A 19,122-nucleotide genomic window follows, 5' to 3' on the forward strand; every position below is an offset into this window, starting at 1 on the left:
GTGTTTAGCGCACAATGCGGCCGTCGCTATCCCAGGAGTAGCCGGCTTCTTCAAGTTCAGCGCGTGCAGCCTCCATGTCAAAATCAAAGCGCTCGACAAAAGACTCATGCCAGAAGGTATTCACGGGGGCAATAATGCTAGAACCCACTTCACCACGGCCATCAAGTAGTACATTCACCATGCGCTCGCGATCCGTTGCCATGGTGAGCGCCCGGCGTACAGCTCGGTCATCAAACGGCTCTCGCAGGGTGTTATAGGTCATGTGGAAGTAACCAAAGTCAGGCACGTTGACGACGGTTAAGTGCTCTTCGCCCTCTGCTAAGCTGATCTGACCCGGCTCCATACGCCAAGCTGTTACATCAATTTGGCCTGTTTGCAAACCGGTATAGACCCCTTCCATATCGGCATAAATAATAAACTCAACGCCATCTATATCGATTTCATCTGCATGGAAGTGATCTTCAAACTTACTGATCGCCATAAATTCACCGCGATCAAAACGCTCATACTTAAATGGTCCGGAACCAATGGTGGGAGTATCCGAAGGCGATAGCGACGAGGCATCTTCGATTTCAGACCAAATGTGTTCGGGCAGAATGGGAATTTGTGACAGCGAAATACTGGCAAACGAAGCGGAAGGCTCTTTCAGGTGAAAATGAACGGTAAGCTCATCGATCTGCTCAGCGTTATCCAGCACCGACAGGTAGCTACTGAAATAACCGTACTGCTGATCCAAATAGTAATTATAGGTAAAGGCGACATCTTCAGCGGTGACGGCTTCGCCATCATGGAAGGTCATGCCATCACGGAGCGTTATGGCAATGGTGGTATCGTCGACTTGATCAACCGACTCAGCGGCCCAGGGCAGTGGCTCAACATCCGCGGAAAGACGCACTAACCTGTCATAGTAGAGACGCATCCACTTCCAACCCCACACCGAGGTTGAAGAGAGTGGGTTCAGGTTATCCGGTTCTTGAGGGCCACCAATTCGCAGTGTTTTACGTTCACCCTCGGCGACGGCTTCCATGGGGCCCCACTCACTATAGAGCCCTTCACCGGCCATGGGATTGAAACCGCCAAACGCCTCATGATTAAAGGCCACGACTTCGTCACGATGAAAGAGCACAACAACCGGGATATCAGATTTATATAGTTCCTGCATTTGCATCACGATCTGCTGGCGCTCGTCTAAATCAAACTCCTGGGATTGCGCATCAAACAGTTCATCGAAATCGCTATTTGCATAACCGCCAGGGTTATTCCCCCCCAGGTAGGCTTCTCGAGAATCGAGCGTACTTAAAAAGAACTGGGGATCTAACCGGTCTGTGCGCCCACTCCAACCAAGAATGGTGACGTCAAAATCCTGCTGGTCGTAAAAGCGCTCTAGTGCCGTACTGAATTCAGTGGGTGCGACGTTCACATCAAAGCCAAGCTCCCGCCAACGTTCCGCCACAATAAAGGCTGCTTCATAGCGGATTGGGTCGTAGGATTCAGTAGTGGTGGTTAAGGTGATTGAGGGAAGCGGCTCTTGGGCCGCAGCAGAGAGGGGAATGGAGGCAAGCCCCACGCTTGCCATCGCTAACCACAGTTTCTTTGCAACAAGACCTTTAGCAGTACGGTTTTTTCTTCGGTAGATCATGGCCATTCCCTCTCTGCTGTATTGAGTTTTATATAAGCGCAGGATGAGTACTTACCTACTTAACTCAGACAACTTAGAGGGAGCGTTTCAACGCTGTCAAACGCTTACTTCAACGCTAAATGCCATCAAATTCCAGCGAATGGCGCAGCATTTCACGTACCGGTGCCGTCTCTGGTCGCACATTACGCCATAGAAAAAACGACTCAGCCGCTTGTTCTACCAACATGCCTAAGCCATCGAGAAGCTTCGCACCGCGCGGGCCTGCCCACTGTAAAAACACCGTTGGCTCTGACCCATACATCATGTCGTAAGCCCAAGCATTGGCGGCAAAGAGTTCATCTGGCAGAGGTGGCAAGTCGCCCGAAAGACTGGCACTGGTGCCATTAATGACCACATCAAACACGCCACTGACGGTTTCAAAACCACCGCCCTGGATATTTCCCAGATCAGCAAAATCGCTGGCCAACTGCTCGGCTTTGGCGGCGGTGCGGTTCACCACGACGACCTCACTGGGCTGTTCGGCAAGAAGCGGTTCCAGGATTCCCCTTACGGCGCCACCGGCCCCTACCACTAAAACTCGCTTTCCAGTCAACGCAACGCGGTGATAGGCCAAGTCACGCACCAGGCCTACACCATCAGTATTATCGCCATAGGTGCGACCATTGCCGCCGACAATGAGCGTATTTACTGCCCCTGCCCTACGGGCACGATGGCTCAATGTATCGCACAGCGCGAAAGCCTCACCTTTGAACGGCACGGTCACATTCGCCCCACGCCCACCGGCATCTACAAACGCATGCCACGCGCCAGCAAAGCCATCTAGTGGTGCTTCCTGGGCAGTATACTCAATGGTTTGCTGCACTTGATGGGCAAATTCCGCTTGAATGAGCGGTGACTTGGAGTGTTTGATTGGATTGCCAAACACACAGTAGCGATCGGTCATGATGGCTCTCCTTTATTTTCAGAAACCGTTTTAGAAAATGGTTCAGAGGAAGTTTTAGAAAACGGTTCAGCAGACTTTTTAGCAGCCGCTTCAGAAAATTCACCCAGCCAGTCGCGAGCATGTAGAAAATCATTTAAGCGCGCTTCAGCGCTGCCTGGCTCTGGTTCAAAGGCATATTCCCAGCGTGCTAATGGCGGCATCGACATCAAAATCGATTCGGTGCGTCCGCCGCTCTGCAGGCCAAACAGGGTGCCGCGGTCCCATACCAGATTAAACTCCACGTAGCGACCACGGCGGTAAAGCTGAAAATCACGCTCTCGCTCGCTCCAGGCATCATGCTTACGGCGCTCAACAATCGGCAGGTAGGCTTCTAAAAAACTATCACCTACCGCCCGCTGAACGGCAAAGCAGTCGGCAAATTCGCCCTCGTTTAAGTCATCGAAAAACAGCCCACCCACGCCGCGGGTTTCATCGCGGTGCTTAAGGTAGAAGTACTCATCGCACCAGCTTTTATAGCGCGCGTAAACCTCCTCTCCAAAGGGGTCGCAGGCGGCTTTTGCCACTTTATGCCAGTGCACTACATCTTCCATGACGGGATAAAACGGCGTTAAGTCAAAGCCGCCGCCAAACCACCATACCGGCGGCTCACCGACTTTCTCAGCAATAAAGAAGCGCACGTTGCCGTGGCTGGTGGGGACATGGGGATTTTCAGGGTGCAGCACCCAAGAAACGCCCACCGCATGAAAGCTACGCCCGGTCAATTCAGGACGTGCAGCGGTGGCGGAAGGCGGCAGTTGCGTGCCATAAACGTGGGAGAAGTTGACGCCCCCCTTTTCAAATACGTTGCCATTGGTCATTACTCGCGAACGACCGCCGCCGCCCTCTTCACGCTCCCAGCTATCTTCTTTGAACTGAGCTGCTCCGTCAGCTTGCGCCAATCCAGCGCAGAGGCGTTCCTGCAGATCGAGAAGGTAGTGTTTAACGTCATCAAGGTGCTCGTGGGCCACGGTAACTCCTGAGGGGGCATGAGTGAGTAGTGATGGATGAATCGTGAATCAAAAGGGTCAATAGGGAGTGGCGAGTCGTCAATTAAAGCCCAGTGTTAAGAGCGCATGACTTTGCCAGTGGCTAAATCTCTAATGGTGCTGGGCTTGGCATTACCGCCTAACTCGCCTTTCACCACGTAAGCGACCTCATCAGCGAAGATTGACATGATTTCAGTGGCGCTCATGGCGGGTGGTTCGCCCGCACGGTTGGCCGAGGTGGATACCAACGGCCCGCCAAACGCCTCGCAAAGAGCTTTCATTACAGGGTGGGCGGTTACCCTCAGCGCGACTCGCTCATGGGCGCCCCGCACCAACCCATGGCTACGGCCGTTATCAGGCACTAACCAGGTATTGGGCCCCGGCCAACTTGCTGCCAAAGGGGCGTGCATCGCTAAAGGCAGTTGGCTTAACCAGGGTTGAAACTGCTGAATACTGGCAGCGACCAAGATCACGCCCTTGGCAGGGTCGCGCTCTTTCATACGCATTAGGTGGGCTAATGCTTGGTCATTTTCAGGGTCGCAGCTAAGCCCCCATACCGCTTCAGTGGGGCAAGCAATCACCCCCCCACCACGCAGCGCATCAATCGCAGGGGCTAGATCGGCAGCTAAACTCATTGTCTCTCCTCACCGGCAGGGCGAATATGTCCGCATCCTATCATGGCCGCGGCAGCCGTACCCAGCCTCCCGCCTGCTGGGTAACCCAACCATCTAATTCAAGCATCAGTAAGCGCTGCTGGCAGTCACTCACTGATACGCCGGTGGTCTGCACCAGCAGATCAATCGGCGTCGGTGTTGCTGACAATGTGTTCAGTAACGTATCGGGCAGTGGCTCGGGTGGAGTTTGAACCGTTGGAGACACAACATTGCGTTCAGTGCTGCTAAGACCACTATCGGGTGCAATAAACTCACCTGCCCAGTGCCCCAGGTCGGCGATGATATCGTCGGCGCTACACACCAGATGCGCAGCCCCCTGGCGCAGCAGTGCCAGGCAGCCGCGAGCCTGCACGTTATGCAGTGAACCGGGCAGCACAAACAGCTCACGATTTTGCTCTAAGGTGAGCCGTGCGCTAACCAGCGAGCCGCTTTTTTCAGTCGCCTCGACCACCAGTGTGCCAAGAGATAGACCAGTCACAATTCTATTGCGGCGTGGAAAAAACGCGGGTCGGGCCACGGTTCCAGGCGGATGTTCCGATAACAGCAGCCCGCCAGGCTGTCGGCTGAGCTGTTCGTGCAGGTCACGGTGCGAAGCGGGATAAATCACATCCACGCCGCAGCCAAGCACGGCGATCGTGCTACCGCCAGCGCTTAACGCGGCCCGCTGTGCGACACCATCAACTCCCAAGGCCATGCCACTGACAATACACCAGCCCCGGCGCACCATTTCACGGGCAAAGCTTTGGGCATTGTGGGTGCCTTCCCCGGTAGGTTTTCGGGTTCCCACCATGGCAAGTTTAGGCCCTTCAAGCGCCTCAAGATCACCTTGTGCCCACAGCACCACGGGCGGGTCGGGTAGCTCATTTAACAGCGCAGGCCAAGCGGGGTGATCGCGATGCAGCACATGGCGTCCTGGCGCCTGCTGCTGCCAAGTCAGCGTCTCATTAACAGACTCCTGCAACGGACTCCGAGTAGGGTGTTCTAGCCATAGGCGCAATTCGTTGGCCGCACGACTAGGTAGTGCGGCCAACCAACCTTCTGGCCACTGAGGCTGGCGAGCAATCAACTGCGCTATTCGCAACGCGCCCATACCGGGCAACGCATTGACCACCAGCCACTCCTTGGCGTCCATATCGCCTCCTGTTTAGCGTATTTTCTATCTGTTTTAATAGCCGTTTTAATAGACGTTTCAATAACAGCATCGTTAGTGAGCTGGCGAATGTACTTGGTCACCCATTTCCAGCACCCGCGATGCCTGCATTACCAATGCGTAACTGATGTGATCATAAGGCTTAAATACCATGACAATGCCCGCTTCAGTGCTGGGTAGCTGCACCAGCTCCTGAGTACGTGGGTCATTGATGAGCTCCCCTTGTTGATTGACCCGCAGCACATGACCTGCTTGTAAGCCATCCAGGGTACCAAGATCCAGGGTGACAATTTGGAAACGGCCAATAAAGCGCACACCGCCAGGTACAGCAATAATATGCCCCTCAACTGCATTTAACGGAGCACGTGGCATGAACTCACTGTTGAGCTCACGCTCCTCCAACGGCAGAATAATATCGTTAATACGCACTTCCTGATGAGAGCTCAGCACCTCAAGCTGGGCAATATCGCCTTCACTGCTGACATACCGGGCAACTCCCACGTTAATCAACTCTAAGCCAAGCGGCGTGCCATCCATCGCTTGATAAGCCTCAGACTGGCGATAAATCCCCACTTGGCCACGTTCGGGCACATCGCCCCGCACGTATAGCCGGTCCCCTGCACCGCTGATTAAGCGCCGATCATCACCAGCCACCACGTAGGCCAACTCCTGTAAATCCTCTGCGTCATCGACAACGCGATGCTCGCGTAGAAACGCCTGGGCTACCTCCATGGGGATCGGCGCGATGGCCTCACGATGCGGCAGGGTGCGCATCTGCGGCGAAAGCTTTACTACGTTTTGACCGCGCTCTAGCGCTAAGCAGGGCGTGCCTTGGCAGTCGCTTAGCACCAGCACATCGCCAGGGTAAATCAGATGCGGATTATTAATCTGGGGGTTATCCCGCCATAGCTGCGGCCACTGCCAAGGGGCATGTAAAAAGCGACCCGCAATTCCCCACAGAGTGTCTCCTGACACCACCTGATAACGTTCAGGTGCATCGCTACGCAGCCGCTCCCACGCGGTTGTATCAGTGCTTACCAGCATTACTGCACTCAGCAGCAAACCACTTAGAGCCCCCCGATAGGCGCGTAGCTTCGCTGCCATTTTGCTCTCCCTAATATGAAGCATAAGTGCCATTTTTATGCTGATGATTATGTGGCTAGTCTACCCTGCGCACATGCCCAGAAACGTTGACAGCATGATATAGTGACCCATCATAAAGTACCTAGGCAGCGCCCCTTAACGCTACCTAGCTTGACTTAATTTTCAGAATCAGCATAACGGTGATTGTAACGCCATGGCCAAACTTCCTATTCTTGAATTCCCCGATGAGCGCCTGCGCACCAAGGCAGCTGCGGTGGAAACCGTTGACGATGAGGTACGCAAGCTCGTCGACGATATGCTGGAGACCATGTACGACGCCCGTGGTATCGGTCTAGCCGCCACCCAGATCGATGTCCATCGCCGCGTTGTCGTCATGGATGTCAGCGACGATAACTCCCAGCCGCTGGTGCTCATCAATCCACGCTACACGCCGATTGGTGATGAAAAAGAGCCGCTTTCGGAAGGCTGCCTTTCGATCCCTGAGTATTACGCCGAAGTGCCGCGCTATCTTAAAGTGCAGCTCAACGCACTGGATCGTAATGGCGATGCCTACGAACTAGAGGCGGATGGTTTGCTGGCGCACTGTATTCAGCATGAGTATGACCATCTGGAAGGCGTGCTGTTTGTGGACTACTTGTCGCCGCTTAAGCGCAACCGCATTCTCAAGAAGATGCAGAAGCGCCATAAGCAGATCCAGGACGCCTAAGCCTTTTTCTAGTTGCTTTTTCTACTTACTTTACAGATACGCCAGGTAGCCATCTCTATATGTCACGATTGCGCGTTGTTTTTGCCGGCACGCCTGAATTCGCCGCTTCAAGTTTGGCCGCCCTGCTGGAGAGCCAGCACGAGGTGGCGGCGGTGTATACCCAGCCTGACCGTCCCGCTGGTCGCGGCCGCAAGCTAACGCCCAGCCCCGTCAAACAGTTGGCCATTGAGCACGCTTTACCAGTCTATCAGCCCCAGACGCTAAAAGAGTCGGCAGCTCAAGCCGAACTGGCCGCGCTTAATGCGGACATTATGGTCGTTGTGGCTTATGGACTGCTGCTTCCCCAAGCCGTGCTCGATACACCACGGCTGGGCTGCATTAACGTGCACGCCTCTCTGCTGCCCCGTTGGCGTGGCGCGGCGCCGATTCAGCGCGCCATTGAGGCGGGCGATAGCGTATCGGGTGTGACCATTATGCAGATGGATGCAGGCCTGGATACCGGCGCCATGCTTTCAGAGGTGCGCACGCCCATTACGCAGCGCACTACCGGCGGTGACTTGCACGACCGGCTGGCGATTCAAGGTGCTAATGCACTAATCAACGTGCTGGATACTCTCGCCGCAGGGTCCGTTGACGCTACCCCTCAGCCCGAAGAGGGCGTGACCTATGCCGCCAAGCTCAGTAAAGCAGAAGCCGAGCTTGATTTTGAACAACCGGCTCATCAGCTAGCCAGTAAGATTCGCGCTTTTAACCCTTGGCCAGTTGCCTGGTGCGCGCTAGGCGATGACCGTCTTCGATTGCTAATGGCCAGCGTAGAAGAGGGGCAACACCCTGCTTGCGTCCCTGGCACGCTACTAGACCACGGCGATGATCACCTACGGATTGCCTGCGGGAAAGAGGGCCGCGATGTTTTGTGCGTCACCAGCGCGCAGCTGCCGGGCGGAAAAGCCATGGCTGTGCGTGATCTACTTAATGCGCGCCACGCGCGCCTTGCCACCGGTACTCGCCTTGGTCAAACCGCGGCACAGGCCAGCGAAGGAAACACATGATGAGTCAAAAACGCCCCTCACAGAACGCGGGCAGTGGTCAAGAAGTACGCGCCGCTGCTGCGCGTGCGCTAGCGCCGGTACTTAGCGACCAAGGCTCACTAGCCGGGTTAGATGAGCACAGCGTGGTGGCCCGCGACCGCGGACTGCTCAAAGAGCTTTGCTTCGGTACCTGCCGTCGTTTACCGCGTCTTGAGGCCTTGGCGGGCGCACTACTGAAGCAGCCGTTTAAGAAGCGCGACAATGATGTTCAGGCGCTGTTGTTAGTCGGTATCTACCAACTGCTGTATATGCGTATTCCCGCCCACGCAGCGGTGGGCGAAACCGCCGGCGCTGCCCGTCTACTCGGCAAAGAGTGGGCTACGCGAGTGTTGAACGGCTGTTTACGCCGTCTGCAGCGCGAATCCGAAGCTCTCCAGGTCCAGGTTGATCGGGATGAGAGCGTGGCGCTAGAGCATCCTCCCTGGCTACTTAACGCACTGCGTCAGGCGTGGCCGGAACAGTGGCGCGATATTATTGAAGCCAACAACCACGCCGGTCCGATGACACTAAGGGTGAATCAGCGTTTCAACGACCGTGAAGCTTATTTGGGCATGCTCACCGAACAGGGGTTGAACGGCCAATTATGCCCCCATGCACCCGATGCGATTACACTGGAAACGCCCTGCGACGTGACCGCACTGCCTGGTTTTGAAGAGGGTCACGTTAGCGTTCAAGACGAGGCCGCTCAGCTATCGGCTGCGCTACTAGGCCCCGCGCTCGCACCACGCCCCGGCGCGCACGTCTTGGATGCTTGCTGTGCGCCTGGCGGTAAAACCGCTCATTTATTGGAGCAGTTTGATATCAACCTTACTGCTATCGATAGCGACAATCAGCGCTTGGCTAGGGTGGAGGACACCCTCAGCCGGTTAGGCATTGAGGCGACACTCCAGCACGCTGATGCGACCGTGCGCGACTGGTGGAGCGGCACGCCATTTGATGCCATTCTGCTGGATGCGCCTTGCTCCGGCACCGGGGTGATACGTCGCCATCCGGATATCAAAAAGCTGCGCCGCAAAGATGATATCCGTCCGCTTGCCAAGCTTCAGCGCCAGCTACTAGATAATCTCTGGCCAATGCTACGCGAAGGCGGCACCCTGCTCTACGCCACCTGCTCCGTACTGCCTGAAGAGAACAGTGAGCAGATTGAAGCATTTCTTGCCCGCACGCCGAACGCGCATGTCACCACGCCTAACGATGTGGCCTGGGGCATCGTCAGCGGCGCAGGGCGTCAATTGTTTCCAGCACAGAGCAGTCACGACGGCTTTTTTTATGCCAGACTAGAGAAGCGCACTGCCTAAACAGCACCTGATAGCGGGCAGTGAATTTTTGACCAAGGAAGGAGATATCATGAGTCATCACACCTACAAGCATGTAGAACTAACCGGATCTTCCGAGAAAGGTATTGAGGAAGCGGTTCAGAACGCACTAGCCAAAGCATCAGAAACGATTAAGCATATGCGCTGGTTGGAAGTGGTTGATACACGCGGCCACATTGAAGATGGCCAAGTGGCCCACTGGCAAGTGACTGTGAAAGTCGGCTTTACGCTAGAATAAGCCTCACCTGCTTTTCGGCGGCGGCTAGTTTACACTGGCCGCCGTCTTTATTGCAGCGCATTATAGAGGTCCTTGACGGCAACTATTGCCCCGTAAATGTCAGGTGCATCTCAAGACCCCTTAGGTCTTAACGACATTGCGCTGGCGCTTTTAATGGAACCGATGCTCAGCAATGAAAATCATCATTCTCGGCGCCGGCCAAGTCGGCGGCACGTTGGCAGAACACCTTGCCCGCGAAGAAAACGACATCACCGTCGTCGATACTGACGCCAAAAAACTACGCGACCTGCATACCAAACTCGATATCCGCACCGTTACCGGGGCGGGGTCTTATCCTATTGTGCTGCGCCAGGCTGGCTGCGAAGACGCCGATATGCTGATCGCCGTGACCAATAGCGATGAGATCAACATGATCGCTTGCCAAGTAGCCCATACGCTGTTTCGTACACCGACTAAAATTGCCCGAGTAAGGGCAACAGCGTACTTAACGCGCAAAGGGCTGTTCGCCCACGAAGCCATTCCCATCGATGTACTGATCAGCCCCGAGCAGGTGGTAACCGACCATGTGCGCCGCCTAATTGAGCATCCTGGTGCGCTGCAAGTACTGGAGTTTGCTGGCGGGTTGGTGCAGTTAGTGGCTGTCAAAGCGTTTTACGGTGGCCCGCTGGTGGGGCAGGACTTAGCCTTTCTTCGCCACCATATGCCCAACGTGGATACCCGCGTGGCCGCCATCTATCGCCGTAGCCGACCCATTATTCCCCGTGGAGACACGGTGATCGAAGCCGACGACGAGGTGTTTTTCCTCGCCGCACGACGGGATATTCGTGCGGTCATGAGCGAACTACGCCGAGTCGAGCGTGACTTCCGTCGGGTGGTGATTGCCGGGGGCGGCAATATTGGCGAGCGGCTGGCAGAGCATTTAGAGCATAGCCACCAGGTCAAAATCATTGAGCATAACCTGGAGCGCTGTACGACGCTCTCCGAGCGCTTGGATCGCACCGTGGTGCTCCACGGTAGCGCCACCAGCAAGCGGCTGCTGGAAGAAGAGAACATCGAAGAGTGCGATATCTTCTGCGCGCTGACCAACGACGACGAGGTCAATATTATGTCGTCGCTGCTCGCCAAGCGCCTAGGGGCGAAAAAAGTGCTCACGCTAATTAACAACGCCGCTTATGTCGATTTGGTGCAGGGCGGCGACATTGATATTGCTATTTCCCCCCAGCAGGCCACCATCGGCAGCCTACTCACCCACGTGCGCCGCGGTGACATCGTCAACGTCCACTCGCTGCGCCGGGGGGCCGCTGAAGCGATCGAAGCTATCGCCCATGGCGACAAGCAGTCGTCTAAAGTGGTAGGCCGTACGATTAGTGAAATCGACCTGCCCGAAGGCACCACCATTGGCGCGATTGTACGCGGCAAAGAGGTAATGATTGCCCATAGCAATGTGAAGGTGGAAAGCGGCGACCATGTGATTCTATTTGTGATCGACAAGCGCCGCATCCGCGATGTGGAACGCCTGTTCCAAGTCGGTTTATCGTTCTTTTGATAGCCCCCCGAACCACTGCCAACAGCAGCTAATGACAGGAGCATGCGACAACCATGAGTCTGCGGGTTATTTTGCGTATTTTGGGGCTGCTGCTGATGCTGTTCAGCCTAACCATGCTCCCCCCAACGCTGATCTCATTGTGGTTTCGTGACGGTGTATGGAGTGCGTTCATTAGCGGCATTGCCATTTCTGTTGCTACTGGCCTGCTGCTTTATCTACCCAATCGCCGTTCGCAAAAAGAGCTGCGCATCCGTGACGGTTTTATTATCGCCGTAATGTTCTGGACAGTACTGGCACTATTCGGCTCGTTACCCCTGATGCTGTTCGGCGAAGGTTCGCTGAGCGTCACCGATGCGGTATTCGAGTCGTTCTCTGGGTTAACCACCACCGGTGCCACCGTGATTACCGGCATCGACTTTTTACCTGAATCGGTTCTTTACTATCGCCAGCAGTTGCAGTGGCTGGGCGGTATGGGTATCGTCGTTTTAGCCGTTGCAATTTTGCCTACCCTGGGCGTTGGCGGTATGGCCTTGTACCGCACCGAAATCCCTGGGCCGCTGAAGGACTCCAAGCTTACCCCACGCATCACCGAAACTGCTAAAGCACTGTGGTACATCTATGCCACGCTCACCGTGGCCTGCATGATGGCCTACATGCTGGCGGGGATGAGTTGGTTCGATGCTTTAAGCCACAGTTTTTCAACCGTCGCCAATGGCGGTTTTTCTACTTACGATGCCAGCATCGGCTATTTTGATAGCGCAGCCATTGAGCTGATCTGTATCGCGTTCATGCTTATTTCAGCCGTCAGCTTTAGCCTTCACTTCATCGCTTGGCGTGAAAAAAGTCTACTGCACTATTTTCGTGACCCCGAAGCACGATTTTTGATGCTATTTCTGCTCTCGCTAGCCGTGATTACCGTGCTTTCTCTGTGGCTAACCAATACCTACGATACACTACGTGGCCTGCGGCACGGGGTTTTCCAAGTGGTGTCCGTAGCAACGACTGCTGGCTACAGTGTTGCCGATTTTTCTATGTGGCCTGGCGCCCTGCCCTTCCTGCTTTTTGTAGCGGCCTTCGTGGGTGGCTGTTCAGGCTCCACTGGCGGCGGCATGAAAGTGATCCGGATTATTTTGATCCTCAAGCAAGGCATGCGTGAAATCATGCGCCTGATTCACCCTAACGCGGTCATTGCGGTCAAAATAGGTAAAGTCAGCGTTCCTGATAGCATTGCCCAAGCAGTATGGGGATTCTTTTCCGTTTACGTACTACTGTTCTTTTTAATGTTAGTTGGGGTGATGGCCACTGGCGTTGATCAAGTAACCGCTTGGTCGACGGTCGGGTCTGCGCTCAACAACCTGGGCCCCGCCCTGGGAGAAGCCAGTACCAACTATGGCGAGATCCCCGATATGGCGAAATGGATTCTGGTAATGGCGATGCTACTTGGCCGCCTGGAAATTTTTACGGTACTGGTGCTGTTTACCCCTGCTTTCTGGCGACGCTAAACCATTCGCTCCAGAAGACATGCTCATCAGATCCACTTATTGACCGACTTGAGAGTTGTTAATGAATCACGAAGATACGTCTCACCAAGCAGCGTCCACCCCAGAAAAAGGGCCGCTGACGGCAACATCGACGCCACTACCGGCCACCAGCGGGCCGTTAAAAACGATGGCTATCGGTGATACCCGTTACACCCTGCTGGGCACCGCCCATGTATCAGCCGAAAGCGCTGACGACGTGCGCAAGCTGCTGGATACCGGCACTTTTGATGCGGTAGCGATAGAACTCTGCGACGCTCGTCATCACAGCATGTCCAACCCAGATGCCATGGGCGAACAGGATCTGTTTCAAGTCTTTAAAGAAGGCAAAGCGGGCATGGTTGCCGCGAGCCTAGCACTTGGCGCCTTCCAGCAGCGCATTGCCGATCAATCAGGCATTCAGCCCGGCGCCGAAATGCGCGCCGCTGTTGAAGAAGCGAGTCGCCTCGAATTGCCGCTGCTGCTGGTCGATCGCGATGTAGGAATAACGCTGAAACGTATCTACCGTAACGTGCCCTGGTGGCAGCGTTTCTCGCTGTTTTCAGGTCTGATCGGCAGCGTGCTTTCCCGCCAGGATGTCTCTAAAGAGGATATCGAAAAGCTCAAAGAAGGCGATATGCTGGAAGCCACTTTCAGTGAGTTTGCCGCCGAATCGGAAGCGCTCTATAACCCGCTGATTCGTGAGCGTGACCGTTATATGGCACTTCGTTTGGCAGAAGACGCGCCGCCGGGGCGCTATCAGCATGTGCTAGTCGTCATCGGGGCGGGCCACTTGAAAGGCACCAGCGAGCATCTTGAAACGCCGCTCCCCGCTGACCCGAAGGTTGAACGCGAATCGCTCGAAGCCTCCCCTCCGCCATCAAAGCTATGGAAAATGCTCCCTTGGCTGATTACCGCATTGGTGCTTACCGGCTTTGCGATTGGCTTTTCGCGCAATACTGACCTTGGCTGGCAGCTGGTGCTGGAGTGGTTTTTGATTAACGGTATTCTCTCCGGTGGCGCAACGATTATCGCCTTAGCGCACCCTGTGACCGTGATTGCGACTTTCTTTGCCGCCCCGTTGACCTCACTGAACCCGACCATCGGCGCGGGCTTTGTCGCAGCTGGGGTTGAGCTTTTCATGCGTAAACCTAAAGTGCGCGATTTTTCATCGCTGCGCCATGATGTCACCCAGCTAAAGGGGTGGTGGAAAAACCGCGTATCGCGCACGTTATTGGTGTTTATTCTTGCCACCGTAGGTTCTGCCATCGGCACCTGGGTCGCCGGGTTTAGAATCGCGGGCGCACTGTTTGGCGGTGGCGCTGGTTGAACACCATTAAACGCGCCCCCTGGCAAGCTGATGCGCTACTACTATTGGTAACACTGTTGGCCGCGGGGGGTTGGATTTCATCAAAAGAAGCATTGGCGGGCATGCCGCCGATGCTGTTTATCGGCACACGGTTTTTACTCGCTGGTTTGATTCTGATGGTGTTCGCATGGCCCGCGCTGCGCCGTATGCCTGCTCGCCGAGTGCGCCGCGGTGCTTTTGTCGGGCTGCTGTTTAGTGCTGCGATTGCTTGTTGGGTGCTAGGGCTTGAACACTCTACGCACCTTGGCGAGAGCGCCTTTATTCATAGCCTGGGCATTCTGTTAGTACCGATTGTGGCGAGGCTGCTGTTTGGAGATAGGCCGCCGTGCACTACGTGGATTGCCCTGCCGGTCGCGCTAATAGGGTTTGTTCTTCTATCGCTGAACGCAGGCTTTACCATAGAAGCCAGCCAACTCTTTATGGTCTGCTCCGCGCTCTGCTTTGCGGTACTGATCAACATTAATACCCGGGTGGTGCGTAACTTACCGCCACTACCGTTCGCCACGCTCCAACTACTTGTGGTCGGTACGGCTCTGACGCTGATCTCGCTGCTGACCGAGCGAGAAACGCCTAGCCTATCCCCTTCAATTGTAGGGTGGTTTTTGGCCAGTGCACTATTGGCGAGCTCACTGCGTTTTTACATACAGATTAAAGCACAAAGCATGACCACTCCCAGCCATGCCGCGGTTATCCTGATGCTTGAAGCTGTCTGGACCGCTCTGCTAGCGGGCTGGTGGTTTAGCGAAACCATGACCCTACTGCAACTTATCGGCTGCGGGCTGATATTTACCGCGCTACTTATCAACCGCTGGTATTGGGTGCGCAAAGTACTGCAGCGCTGGCTGCCCAGCTAATCTATACGTACTAATCTATACGTACTGATCTATACGTACTATACGCGTGCTAGTAGCCTCTGCATGGCCGCTGTTGGTGGATCGATTTTGTGATAGAAGCGGCTCGCCGAGTAGCTATCGTTAAACACCTCAAAGTAGTCATCCAATACATCCGCAGCATTTATATCTTCGCCCTGACGCAATAGCTCAATGGCCACTTCGACAGTACATAGATGCGCTTTGGACGCCGGCTTGCGTAGCCGGTACCGGGTCTCCCGCTCAGTGCGAAGTGGCAATATGGGCAGCTGATCAAGGTAGGCGCTTTTGCGAAATATTCGCCGTGCCTGACGCCAGGTGCCATCCAGAATGATAAAGACCGGAATCCGCTGCTCAGCCTTCGCCGTGTGAACCGCATCTATGTCCACCACACGATCGGCGTAGTCGGGCTGGTCATCAGGAAAAATCAAGAAGGGCGCATAGCGCGGGTCTTTTAGCAGTGCAACTAACTCTGCATCCGGCGCCACACGGTACCAGGTAAACACCCGCGTTGTGGTGATGACATCGCTGATCAAGCGACCGGTATTCGTCGGTTTAAAATGCTCCAACGGGTGCGTCAGCAACCATACTTGGGCGTGACTGTCCGCCTTCACTTTATAGGGACACAGACAGTTCATTGCCGGCAAATTGCAGCCTTCACAGCGGGTAACAAAGCTGCCGCGAGCCTTGAACTCACGTCTTGGCGGGCGAGGATGCTCAGTGGCTGAACCATCAATCGAGCGAACATTCACAGCGCTCTTGTCAACAGAGCCTTTATCACAAGAGCCATCAAAAGCAGACATCCGCGCTCCAGAAGAGGGGAACTAACAGTTAGAAGGGCGCAGAGTATAAATGAGCGCGCGATATTTTGCTGAATGTTTCCAACACCACCGTAAACCTAAAAAAAAAACAACGTTGACACCCAAAGCACAACGCCGCTAAAGTCTGGTCAACTATTAATTTAAAAAAGGTTTACACCCATGAGTCTGACTCGCGTGCCCTCCCAGCACCAAGGCTATCCGCAGCGCCACGACTGGACACTGGACGAGATCAGCGCACTGTTCGCCCTGCCGTTTAATGATTTGCTGTTTCATGCCCAGCAAGTGCACCGCGCCCACTTTGATGCTAATGCGGTTCAGGTCTCTACCCTGCTTTCGATCAAAACCGGCACCTGCCCGGAAGATTGCAAATATTGCCCTCAATCCGGCCACTACAATACCCAGCTAGAAAAAGAGAAGCTGCTGGAAATTGAGAAGGTCGTCGCACAAGCCAAGGCAGCCAAGGAAGCAGGCGCCAGCCGTTTTTGCATGGGTGCTGCCTGGCGCAGCCCTCGCGATAAGGATCTACTGCTGGTCGAAGAGATGGTTCGTCAGGTGAAATCGCTGGGTCTGGAAACCTGCATGACGCTGGGGATGATCGATGGCGAACAAGCCGGCCGACTCGCTATCGCAGGGCTGGATTATTACAACCATAACCTGGATACCTCGCCGGAGTACTACGGCGAAATCATAACCACCCGCACCTACAGCGACCGGCTGGACACGCTCTCCAACGTGCGCGATGCGGGCATGAAAGTCTGCTCTGGCGGCATTCTCGGCATGGGTGAAGATGCCCAAGATCGTAGCGCCCTGCTGCAACAGCTGGCCAAACTGTCACCACATCCAGAATCAGTACCGATCAATATGCTGGTAAAAGTGCCCGGCACGCCGCTGGAAAACGTTGAAGACCTAGACCCCATCGAGTTTATTCGTGCCATCGCGGTCGCTCGCATTATGATGCCCCAGAGCCACGTGCGGCTCTCCGCAGGCCGTGGGCAAATGAGTGAATCCACCCAGGCACTGGCGTTTTTAGCTGGCGCCAATTCAATCTTCTACGGTGATAAGCTACTGACCACCGGCAATCCCGAGGCAGATCGTGACCGTGCCCTTTTTGCCAAGCTGGGCCTGCATCCGGAAAAGCGCGAGACCTGCGAAAGCGAAGGTGCCCAAGCGGCACGCCTTGCCCAACAGGCACAGCAGCAGGTGCACGCCGAACGCGTTGCTGAGCTGGCGGTAGACGCCAGTGTCTGAAGCGTGGCAACAGCGTCTGGCCGACGCCCGCGCTCATCGTCAACAGACGGATCGCTGGCGCACTCGACAGGTAGCCAAAAGCAATACCCTCAACTTTGCAGGTAACGACTATCTGGGCATCGCTCAAGACCCGCGCGTTAGCGAGGCCCAGGCAGCGGGCGCTCGCCGATACGGTGCAGGTGCAGGCGCTTCGCATTTGGTCAGCGGTCATCTGGAAATTCACGACGCTCTGGAAGAAGCACTAGCGCGCTGGACGGGCCGCGAACGTGCGCTGCTGTTTTCTACCGGTTATATGGCCAATCTAGGCGTGCTGCAAGCGTTGGCAGATCGCCATACCGCTATTTTCCAAGACCGACTCAACCATGCATCGCTAATTGATGGCGCTGTGTTAAGCGGAGCCCGCTCGCGGCGCTTTCATCACCGGAATGCTATTGATCTGGCAAGCCTGCTAGCGCTCAGTGACTGCGCGCATAAGCTCGTGGTCAGCGATGGCGTTTTCAGTATGGATGGCGATATCGCCGACATCGCCACGCTTGTCGAGGTCAGTCAGCAGCACAGCGCCTGGCTAATGATCGATGATGCCCATGGCGTAGGCGTGCTAGGCGATAATGGCAGCGGCTGCGTGGGTAGCACCTGGAATAGCGCGGATGTACCGATTCTTGTCGGCACGTTAGGCAAAGCGTTAGGTACTGCTGGGGCGTTTGTTGCTGGCGATACCGAGTTAATCGATCACCTGATTCAGTTTTCACGCAGCTATATCTATACCACCGCCCAGCCTCCGGCCATCGCCGCCGCGACTTTAAAAGCGCTGGAGATTGTCCAGAGTGAGCCAGAACTCCGCGCTCAGCTAAACGCCAATATCGCTTATTTTCGCCGCCAAGCGACCCATTTAGGGCTACCGCTAAGCGCCTCACACACCCCCATTCAGCCGCTGATATTGGCCGATGAAGCACGCACCCTGCACTGGGCTGCACGGCTGCATCAGCACGGTGTCCATGTGGGAGCCATTCGCCCACCCACGGTACCCAAGGGTGAAGCAAGGCTGCGCATTACGCTGAGCGCACGCCATTCTCGCCACCAAATTGAGCGCTTATTGGGGGCGCTTGCCGCCTGTCAACGCGAGGAGGCAGCGTGCCCCGCCAACGCTTAGTGCTGCTCTCAGGCTGGGGCATTGATCAGCGTATTTGGCAGTCACTTGAGGGCTACTGGCCAAGCGCCATTGAGGCTCAGCCTATCGACTGGCCAGGCTATGGGGATACTCCCGCGCTACCCGCTAATGCCACCCTAGCGCAGTTGGCGGCATCCATGGCCGACGCCCTCCCCAGCGATGCCATCTGGGTAGGCTGGTCCTTGGGGGGGTTACTGGCCACTGCTTTGCTCAACCATCTACCCGCCCCTAAAGGGCTTATTCTGCTTGGGGCTGGCGCGACATTCTGCGCTGAAGACGGCGTCTCCCAGCGCGAGCTTGGCAGCTTCCAGCGCGCCTTTCGCCGTAACCCGAACGCTACCTGGCGACACTTTTTGCGCTGGCAGGCCCAGGGGGAACCCAATGCACGGCAGGCCTATCAGCGCCTTAATGAACTGCTGGGCGATTCACCCAGTGCTGACCCTGCAACGCTTACCCGGGGCCTTGAGTGGCTGGCAGAGCTCGATAATCGTCAGCACTTCGTCACGGCTGCCTGCCCGATCATTACGCTGATTGGTGAGCAGGATCCACTGATAAGCCCTGGCCAACGCAGGGCAGGGGAACGGTTAAGCGATGTTGGACACTGCCCTATGTTATCGCAGCCCCAAGCGTTAACCGCTGCGATTACCCACCATTCCACTAAGCTGACTAACGCCAGCGCGGAGGTGTTGTGACCGAGCAAA

At 55.6% G+C, this 19,122-nt stretch carries 18 protein-coding genes; 11 read left to right on the plus strand and 7 right to left on the minus strand.

From position 1 onward, the window contains the following. Nucleotides 1-4 precede the first annotated feature (4 nt). The 6 genes from ACQKE4_RS09930 to ACQKE4_RS09955 all read right to left on the minus strand — a co-directional run bounded on the left by ACQKE4_RS09930 (nt 5) and on the right by ACQKE4_RS09955 (nt 6,535). Entirely contained in the window at nt 5-1,639 is a 1,635-nt protein-coding gene (locus ACQKE4_RS09930) for an ABC transporter substrate-binding protein (RefSeq protein WP_427388155.1), read from the minus strand. Nucleotides 1,640-1,754: 115 nt separating this feature from the next. Then, on the minus strand, nt 1,755-2,582 hold the full coding sequence (gene aroE, locus ACQKE4_RS09935) for a shikimate dehydrogenase (RefSeq protein ID WP_427388156.1): 828 nt from the start codon (nt 2,580-2,582) through the stop codon (nt 1,755-1,757). Then, nucleotides 2,579-3,589 (minus strand): oxygen-dependent coproporphyrinogen oxidase, encoded by a 1,011-nt coding sequence (hemF, locus tag ACQKE4_RS09940; RefSeq protein ID WP_218313825.1) that lies wholly within the window; start codon nt 3,587-3,589, stop codon nt 2,579-2,581. Before hemF ends, aroE begins: the two co-directional genes overlap by 4 nt. Before the next feature lie 95 nt (nt 3,590-3,684). Next, nucleotides 3,685-4,242: an L-threonylcarbamoyladenylate synthase gene (locus tag ACQKE4_RS09945; protein WP_427388158.1), complete on the minus strand. Its 558-nt coding sequence runs from the start codon at nt 4,240-4,242 to the stop codon at nt 3,685-3,687. 40 nt (nt 4,243-4,282) lie between these two features. Then, nucleotides 4,283-5,413, minus strand: a complete 1,131-nt coding sequence (gene dprA / locus ACQKE4_RS09950) for a DNA-processing protein DprA (RefSeq protein ID WP_427388159.1) — start codon at nt 5,411-5,413, stop codon at nt 4,283-4,285. Nucleotides 5,414-5,485: 72 nt separating this feature from the next. Next, entirely contained in the window at nt 5,486-6,535 is a 1,050-nt protein-coding gene (locus tag ACQKE4_RS09955; RefSeq protein ID WP_427388160.1) for a LysM peptidoglycan-binding domain-containing protein, read from the minus strand. 193 nt (nt 6,536-6,728) lie between these two features. Here ACQKE4_RS09955 and def point away from each other — a divergent pair, with 193 nt between their 5' ends. The 8 genes from def to ACQKE4_RS09995 all read left to right on the plus strand — a co-directional run bounded on the left by def (nt 6,729) and on the right by ACQKE4_RS09995 (nt 15,169). After that, nucleotides 6,729-7,241 carry a peptide deformylase gene (def, locus tag ACQKE4_RS09960; protein ID WP_290834635.1) on the plus strand — a complete coding sequence of 171 codons (513 nt, stop codon included), beginning with the start codon at nt 6,729-6,731 and terminating at the stop codon, nt 7,239-7,241. Nucleotides 7,242-7,300: 59 nt separating this feature from the next. After that, complete coding sequence (fmt, locus tag ACQKE4_RS09965) at nt 7,301-8,290, plus strand: methionyl-tRNA formyltransferase (RefSeq protein WP_427388161.1); 990 nt, start codon at nt 7,301-7,303, stop codon at nt 8,288-8,290. Beyond that, nucleotides 8,290-9,627, plus strand: a complete 1,338-nt coding sequence (gene rsmB / locus ACQKE4_RS09970) for a 16S rRNA (cytosine(967)-C(5))-methyltransferase RsmB (RefSeq protein WP_427388189.1) — start codon at nt 8,290-8,292, stop codon at nt 9,625-9,627. Before fmt ends, rsmB begins: the two co-directional genes overlap by 1 nt. A 49-nt stretch (nt 9,628-9,676) precedes the next feature. Continuing rightward, nucleotides 9,677-9,883, plus strand: a complete 207-nt coding sequence (locus ACQKE4_RS09975) for a dodecin (RefSeq protein ID WP_008959783.1) — start codon at nt 9,677-9,679, stop codon at nt 9,881-9,883. A 172-nt stretch (nt 9,884-10,055) separates the two neighbouring features. Further along, nucleotides 10,056-11,429 (plus strand): Trk system potassium transporter TrkA, encoded by a 1,374-nt coding sequence (gene trkA, locus ACQKE4_RS09980; RefSeq protein WP_427388163.1) that lies wholly within the window; start codon nt 10,056-10,058, stop codon nt 11,427-11,429. Nucleotides 11,430-11,482: 53 nt separating this feature from the next. Then, complete coding sequence (locus tag ACQKE4_RS09985; protein WP_427388165.1) at nt 11,483-12,931, plus strand: TrkH family potassium uptake protein; 1,449 nt, start codon at nt 11,483-11,485, stop codon at nt 12,929-12,931. 61 nt (nt 12,932-12,992) lie between these two features. Continuing rightward, entirely contained in the window at nt 12,993-14,276 is a 1,284-nt protein-coding gene (locus ACQKE4_RS09990) for a TraB/GumN family protein (protein WP_427388167.1), read from the plus strand. Continuing rightward, nucleotides 14,273-15,169, plus strand: a complete 897-nt coding sequence (locus ACQKE4_RS09995; RefSeq protein ID WP_427388168.1) for a DMT family transporter — start codon at nt 14,273-14,275, stop codon at nt 15,167-15,169. The genes ACQKE4_RS09990 and ACQKE4_RS09995 overlap by 4 nt, the downstream gene beginning before the upstream one ends. A gap of 38 nt (nt 15,170-15,207) precedes the next feature. Here the strand turns inward: ACQKE4_RS09995 and ACQKE4_RS10000 are convergent, their stop codons facing one another. Then, nucleotides 15,208-15,987, minus strand: a complete 780-nt coding sequence (locus ACQKE4_RS10000; protein WP_427388169.1) for a tRNA-uridine aminocarboxypropyltransferase — start codon at nt 15,985-15,987, stop codon at nt 15,208-15,210. 177 nt (nt 15,988-16,164) lie between these two features. Here ACQKE4_RS10000 and bioB point away from each other — a divergent pair, with 177 nt between their 5' ends. Genes bioB through ACQKE4_RS10015 form a run of 3 tightly spaced genes read left to right on the plus strand, consistent with a single transcriptional unit; the run spans nt 16,165 to nt 19,113 of the window. Next, nucleotides 16,165-17,253, plus strand: coding sequence for a biotin synthase BioB (gene bioB / locus ACQKE4_RS10005; RefSeq protein WP_427388170.1), 1,089 nt, complete (start codon nt 16,165-16,167; stop codon nt 17,251-17,253). Next, nucleotides 17,246-18,403 carry an 8-amino-7-oxononanoate synthase gene (gene bioF, locus ACQKE4_RS10010; RefSeq protein ID WP_427388171.1) on the plus strand — a complete coding sequence of 386 codons (1,158 nt, stop codon included), beginning with the start codon at nt 17,246-17,248 and terminating at the stop codon, nt 18,401-18,403. Before bioB ends, bioF begins: the two co-directional genes overlap by 8 nt. Next, entirely contained in the window at nt 18,385-19,113 is a 729-nt protein-coding gene (locus tag ACQKE4_RS10015; protein ID WP_427388172.1) for an alpha/beta fold hydrolase, read from the plus strand. Before bioF ends, ACQKE4_RS10015 begins: the two co-directional genes overlap by 19 nt. Nucleotides 19,114-19,122: the final 9 nt, after the last annotated feature.

This window comes from Halomonas sp. NPDC076908, assembly GCF_050269715.1.
Classification (GTDB): domain Bacteria; phylum Pseudomonadota; class Gammaproteobacteria; order Pseudomonadales; family Halomonadaceae; genus Vreelandella.

Bases quoted from the DNA above. Each gene is read 5' to 3' on its own strand.
- ACQKE4_RS09930 (WP_427388155.1), bottom strand. From the start codon at position 1,639: ATGATCTACCGAAGAAAAAACCGTACTGCTAAAGGTCTTGTTGCAAAG.
- aroE (WP_427388156.1), bottom strand. From the start codon at position 2,582: ATGACCGATCGCTACTGTGTGTTTGGCAATCCAATCAAACACTCCAAG.
- ACQKE4_RS09945 (WP_427388158.1), bottom strand. From the start codon at position 4,242: ATGAGTTTAGCTGCCGATCTAGCCCCTGCGATTGATGCGCTGCGTGGT.
- dprA (WP_427388159.1), bottom strand. From the start codon at position 5,413: ATGGACGCCAAGGAGTGGCTGGTGGTCAATGCGTTGCCCGGTATGGGC.
- ACQKE4_RS09955 (WP_427388160.1), bottom strand. From the start codon at position 6,535: ATGGCAGCGAAGCTACGCGCCTATCGGGGGGCTCTAAGTGGTTTGCTG.
- def (WP_290834635.1), top strand. From the start codon at position 6,729: ATGGCCAAACTTCCTATTCTTGAATTCCCCGATGAGCGCCTGCGCACC.
- fmt (WP_427388161.1), top strand. From the start codon at position 7,301: ATGTCACGATTGCGCGTTGTTTTTGCCGGCACGCCTGAATTCGCCGCT.
- rsmB (WP_427388189.1), top strand. From the start codon at position 8,290: ATGAGTCAAAAACGCCCCTCACAGAACGCGGGCAGTGGTCAAGAAGTA.
- ACQKE4_RS09975 (WP_008959783.1), top strand. From the start codon at position 9,677: ATGAGTCATCACACCTACAAGCATGTAGAACTAACCGGATCTTCCGAG.
- trkA (WP_427388163.1), top strand. From the start codon at position 10,056: ATGAAAATCATCATTCTCGGCGCCGGCCAAGTCGGCGGCACGTTGGCA.
- ACQKE4_RS09985 (WP_427388165.1), top strand. From the start codon at position 11,483: ATGAGTCTGCGGGTTATTTTGCGTATTTTGGGGCTGCTGCTGATGCTG.
- ACQKE4_RS09990 (WP_427388167.1), top strand. From the start codon at position 12,993: ATGAATCACGAAGATACGTCTCACCAAGCAGCGTCCACCCCAGAAAAA.
- ACQKE4_RS10000 (WP_427388169.1), bottom strand. From the start codon at position 15,987: ATGTCTGCTTTTGATGGCTCTTGTGATAAAGGCTCTGTTGACAAGAGC.
- bioB (WP_427388170.1), top strand. From the start codon at position 16,165: ATGAGTCTGACTCGCGTGCCCTCCCAGCACCAAGGCTATCCGCAGCGC.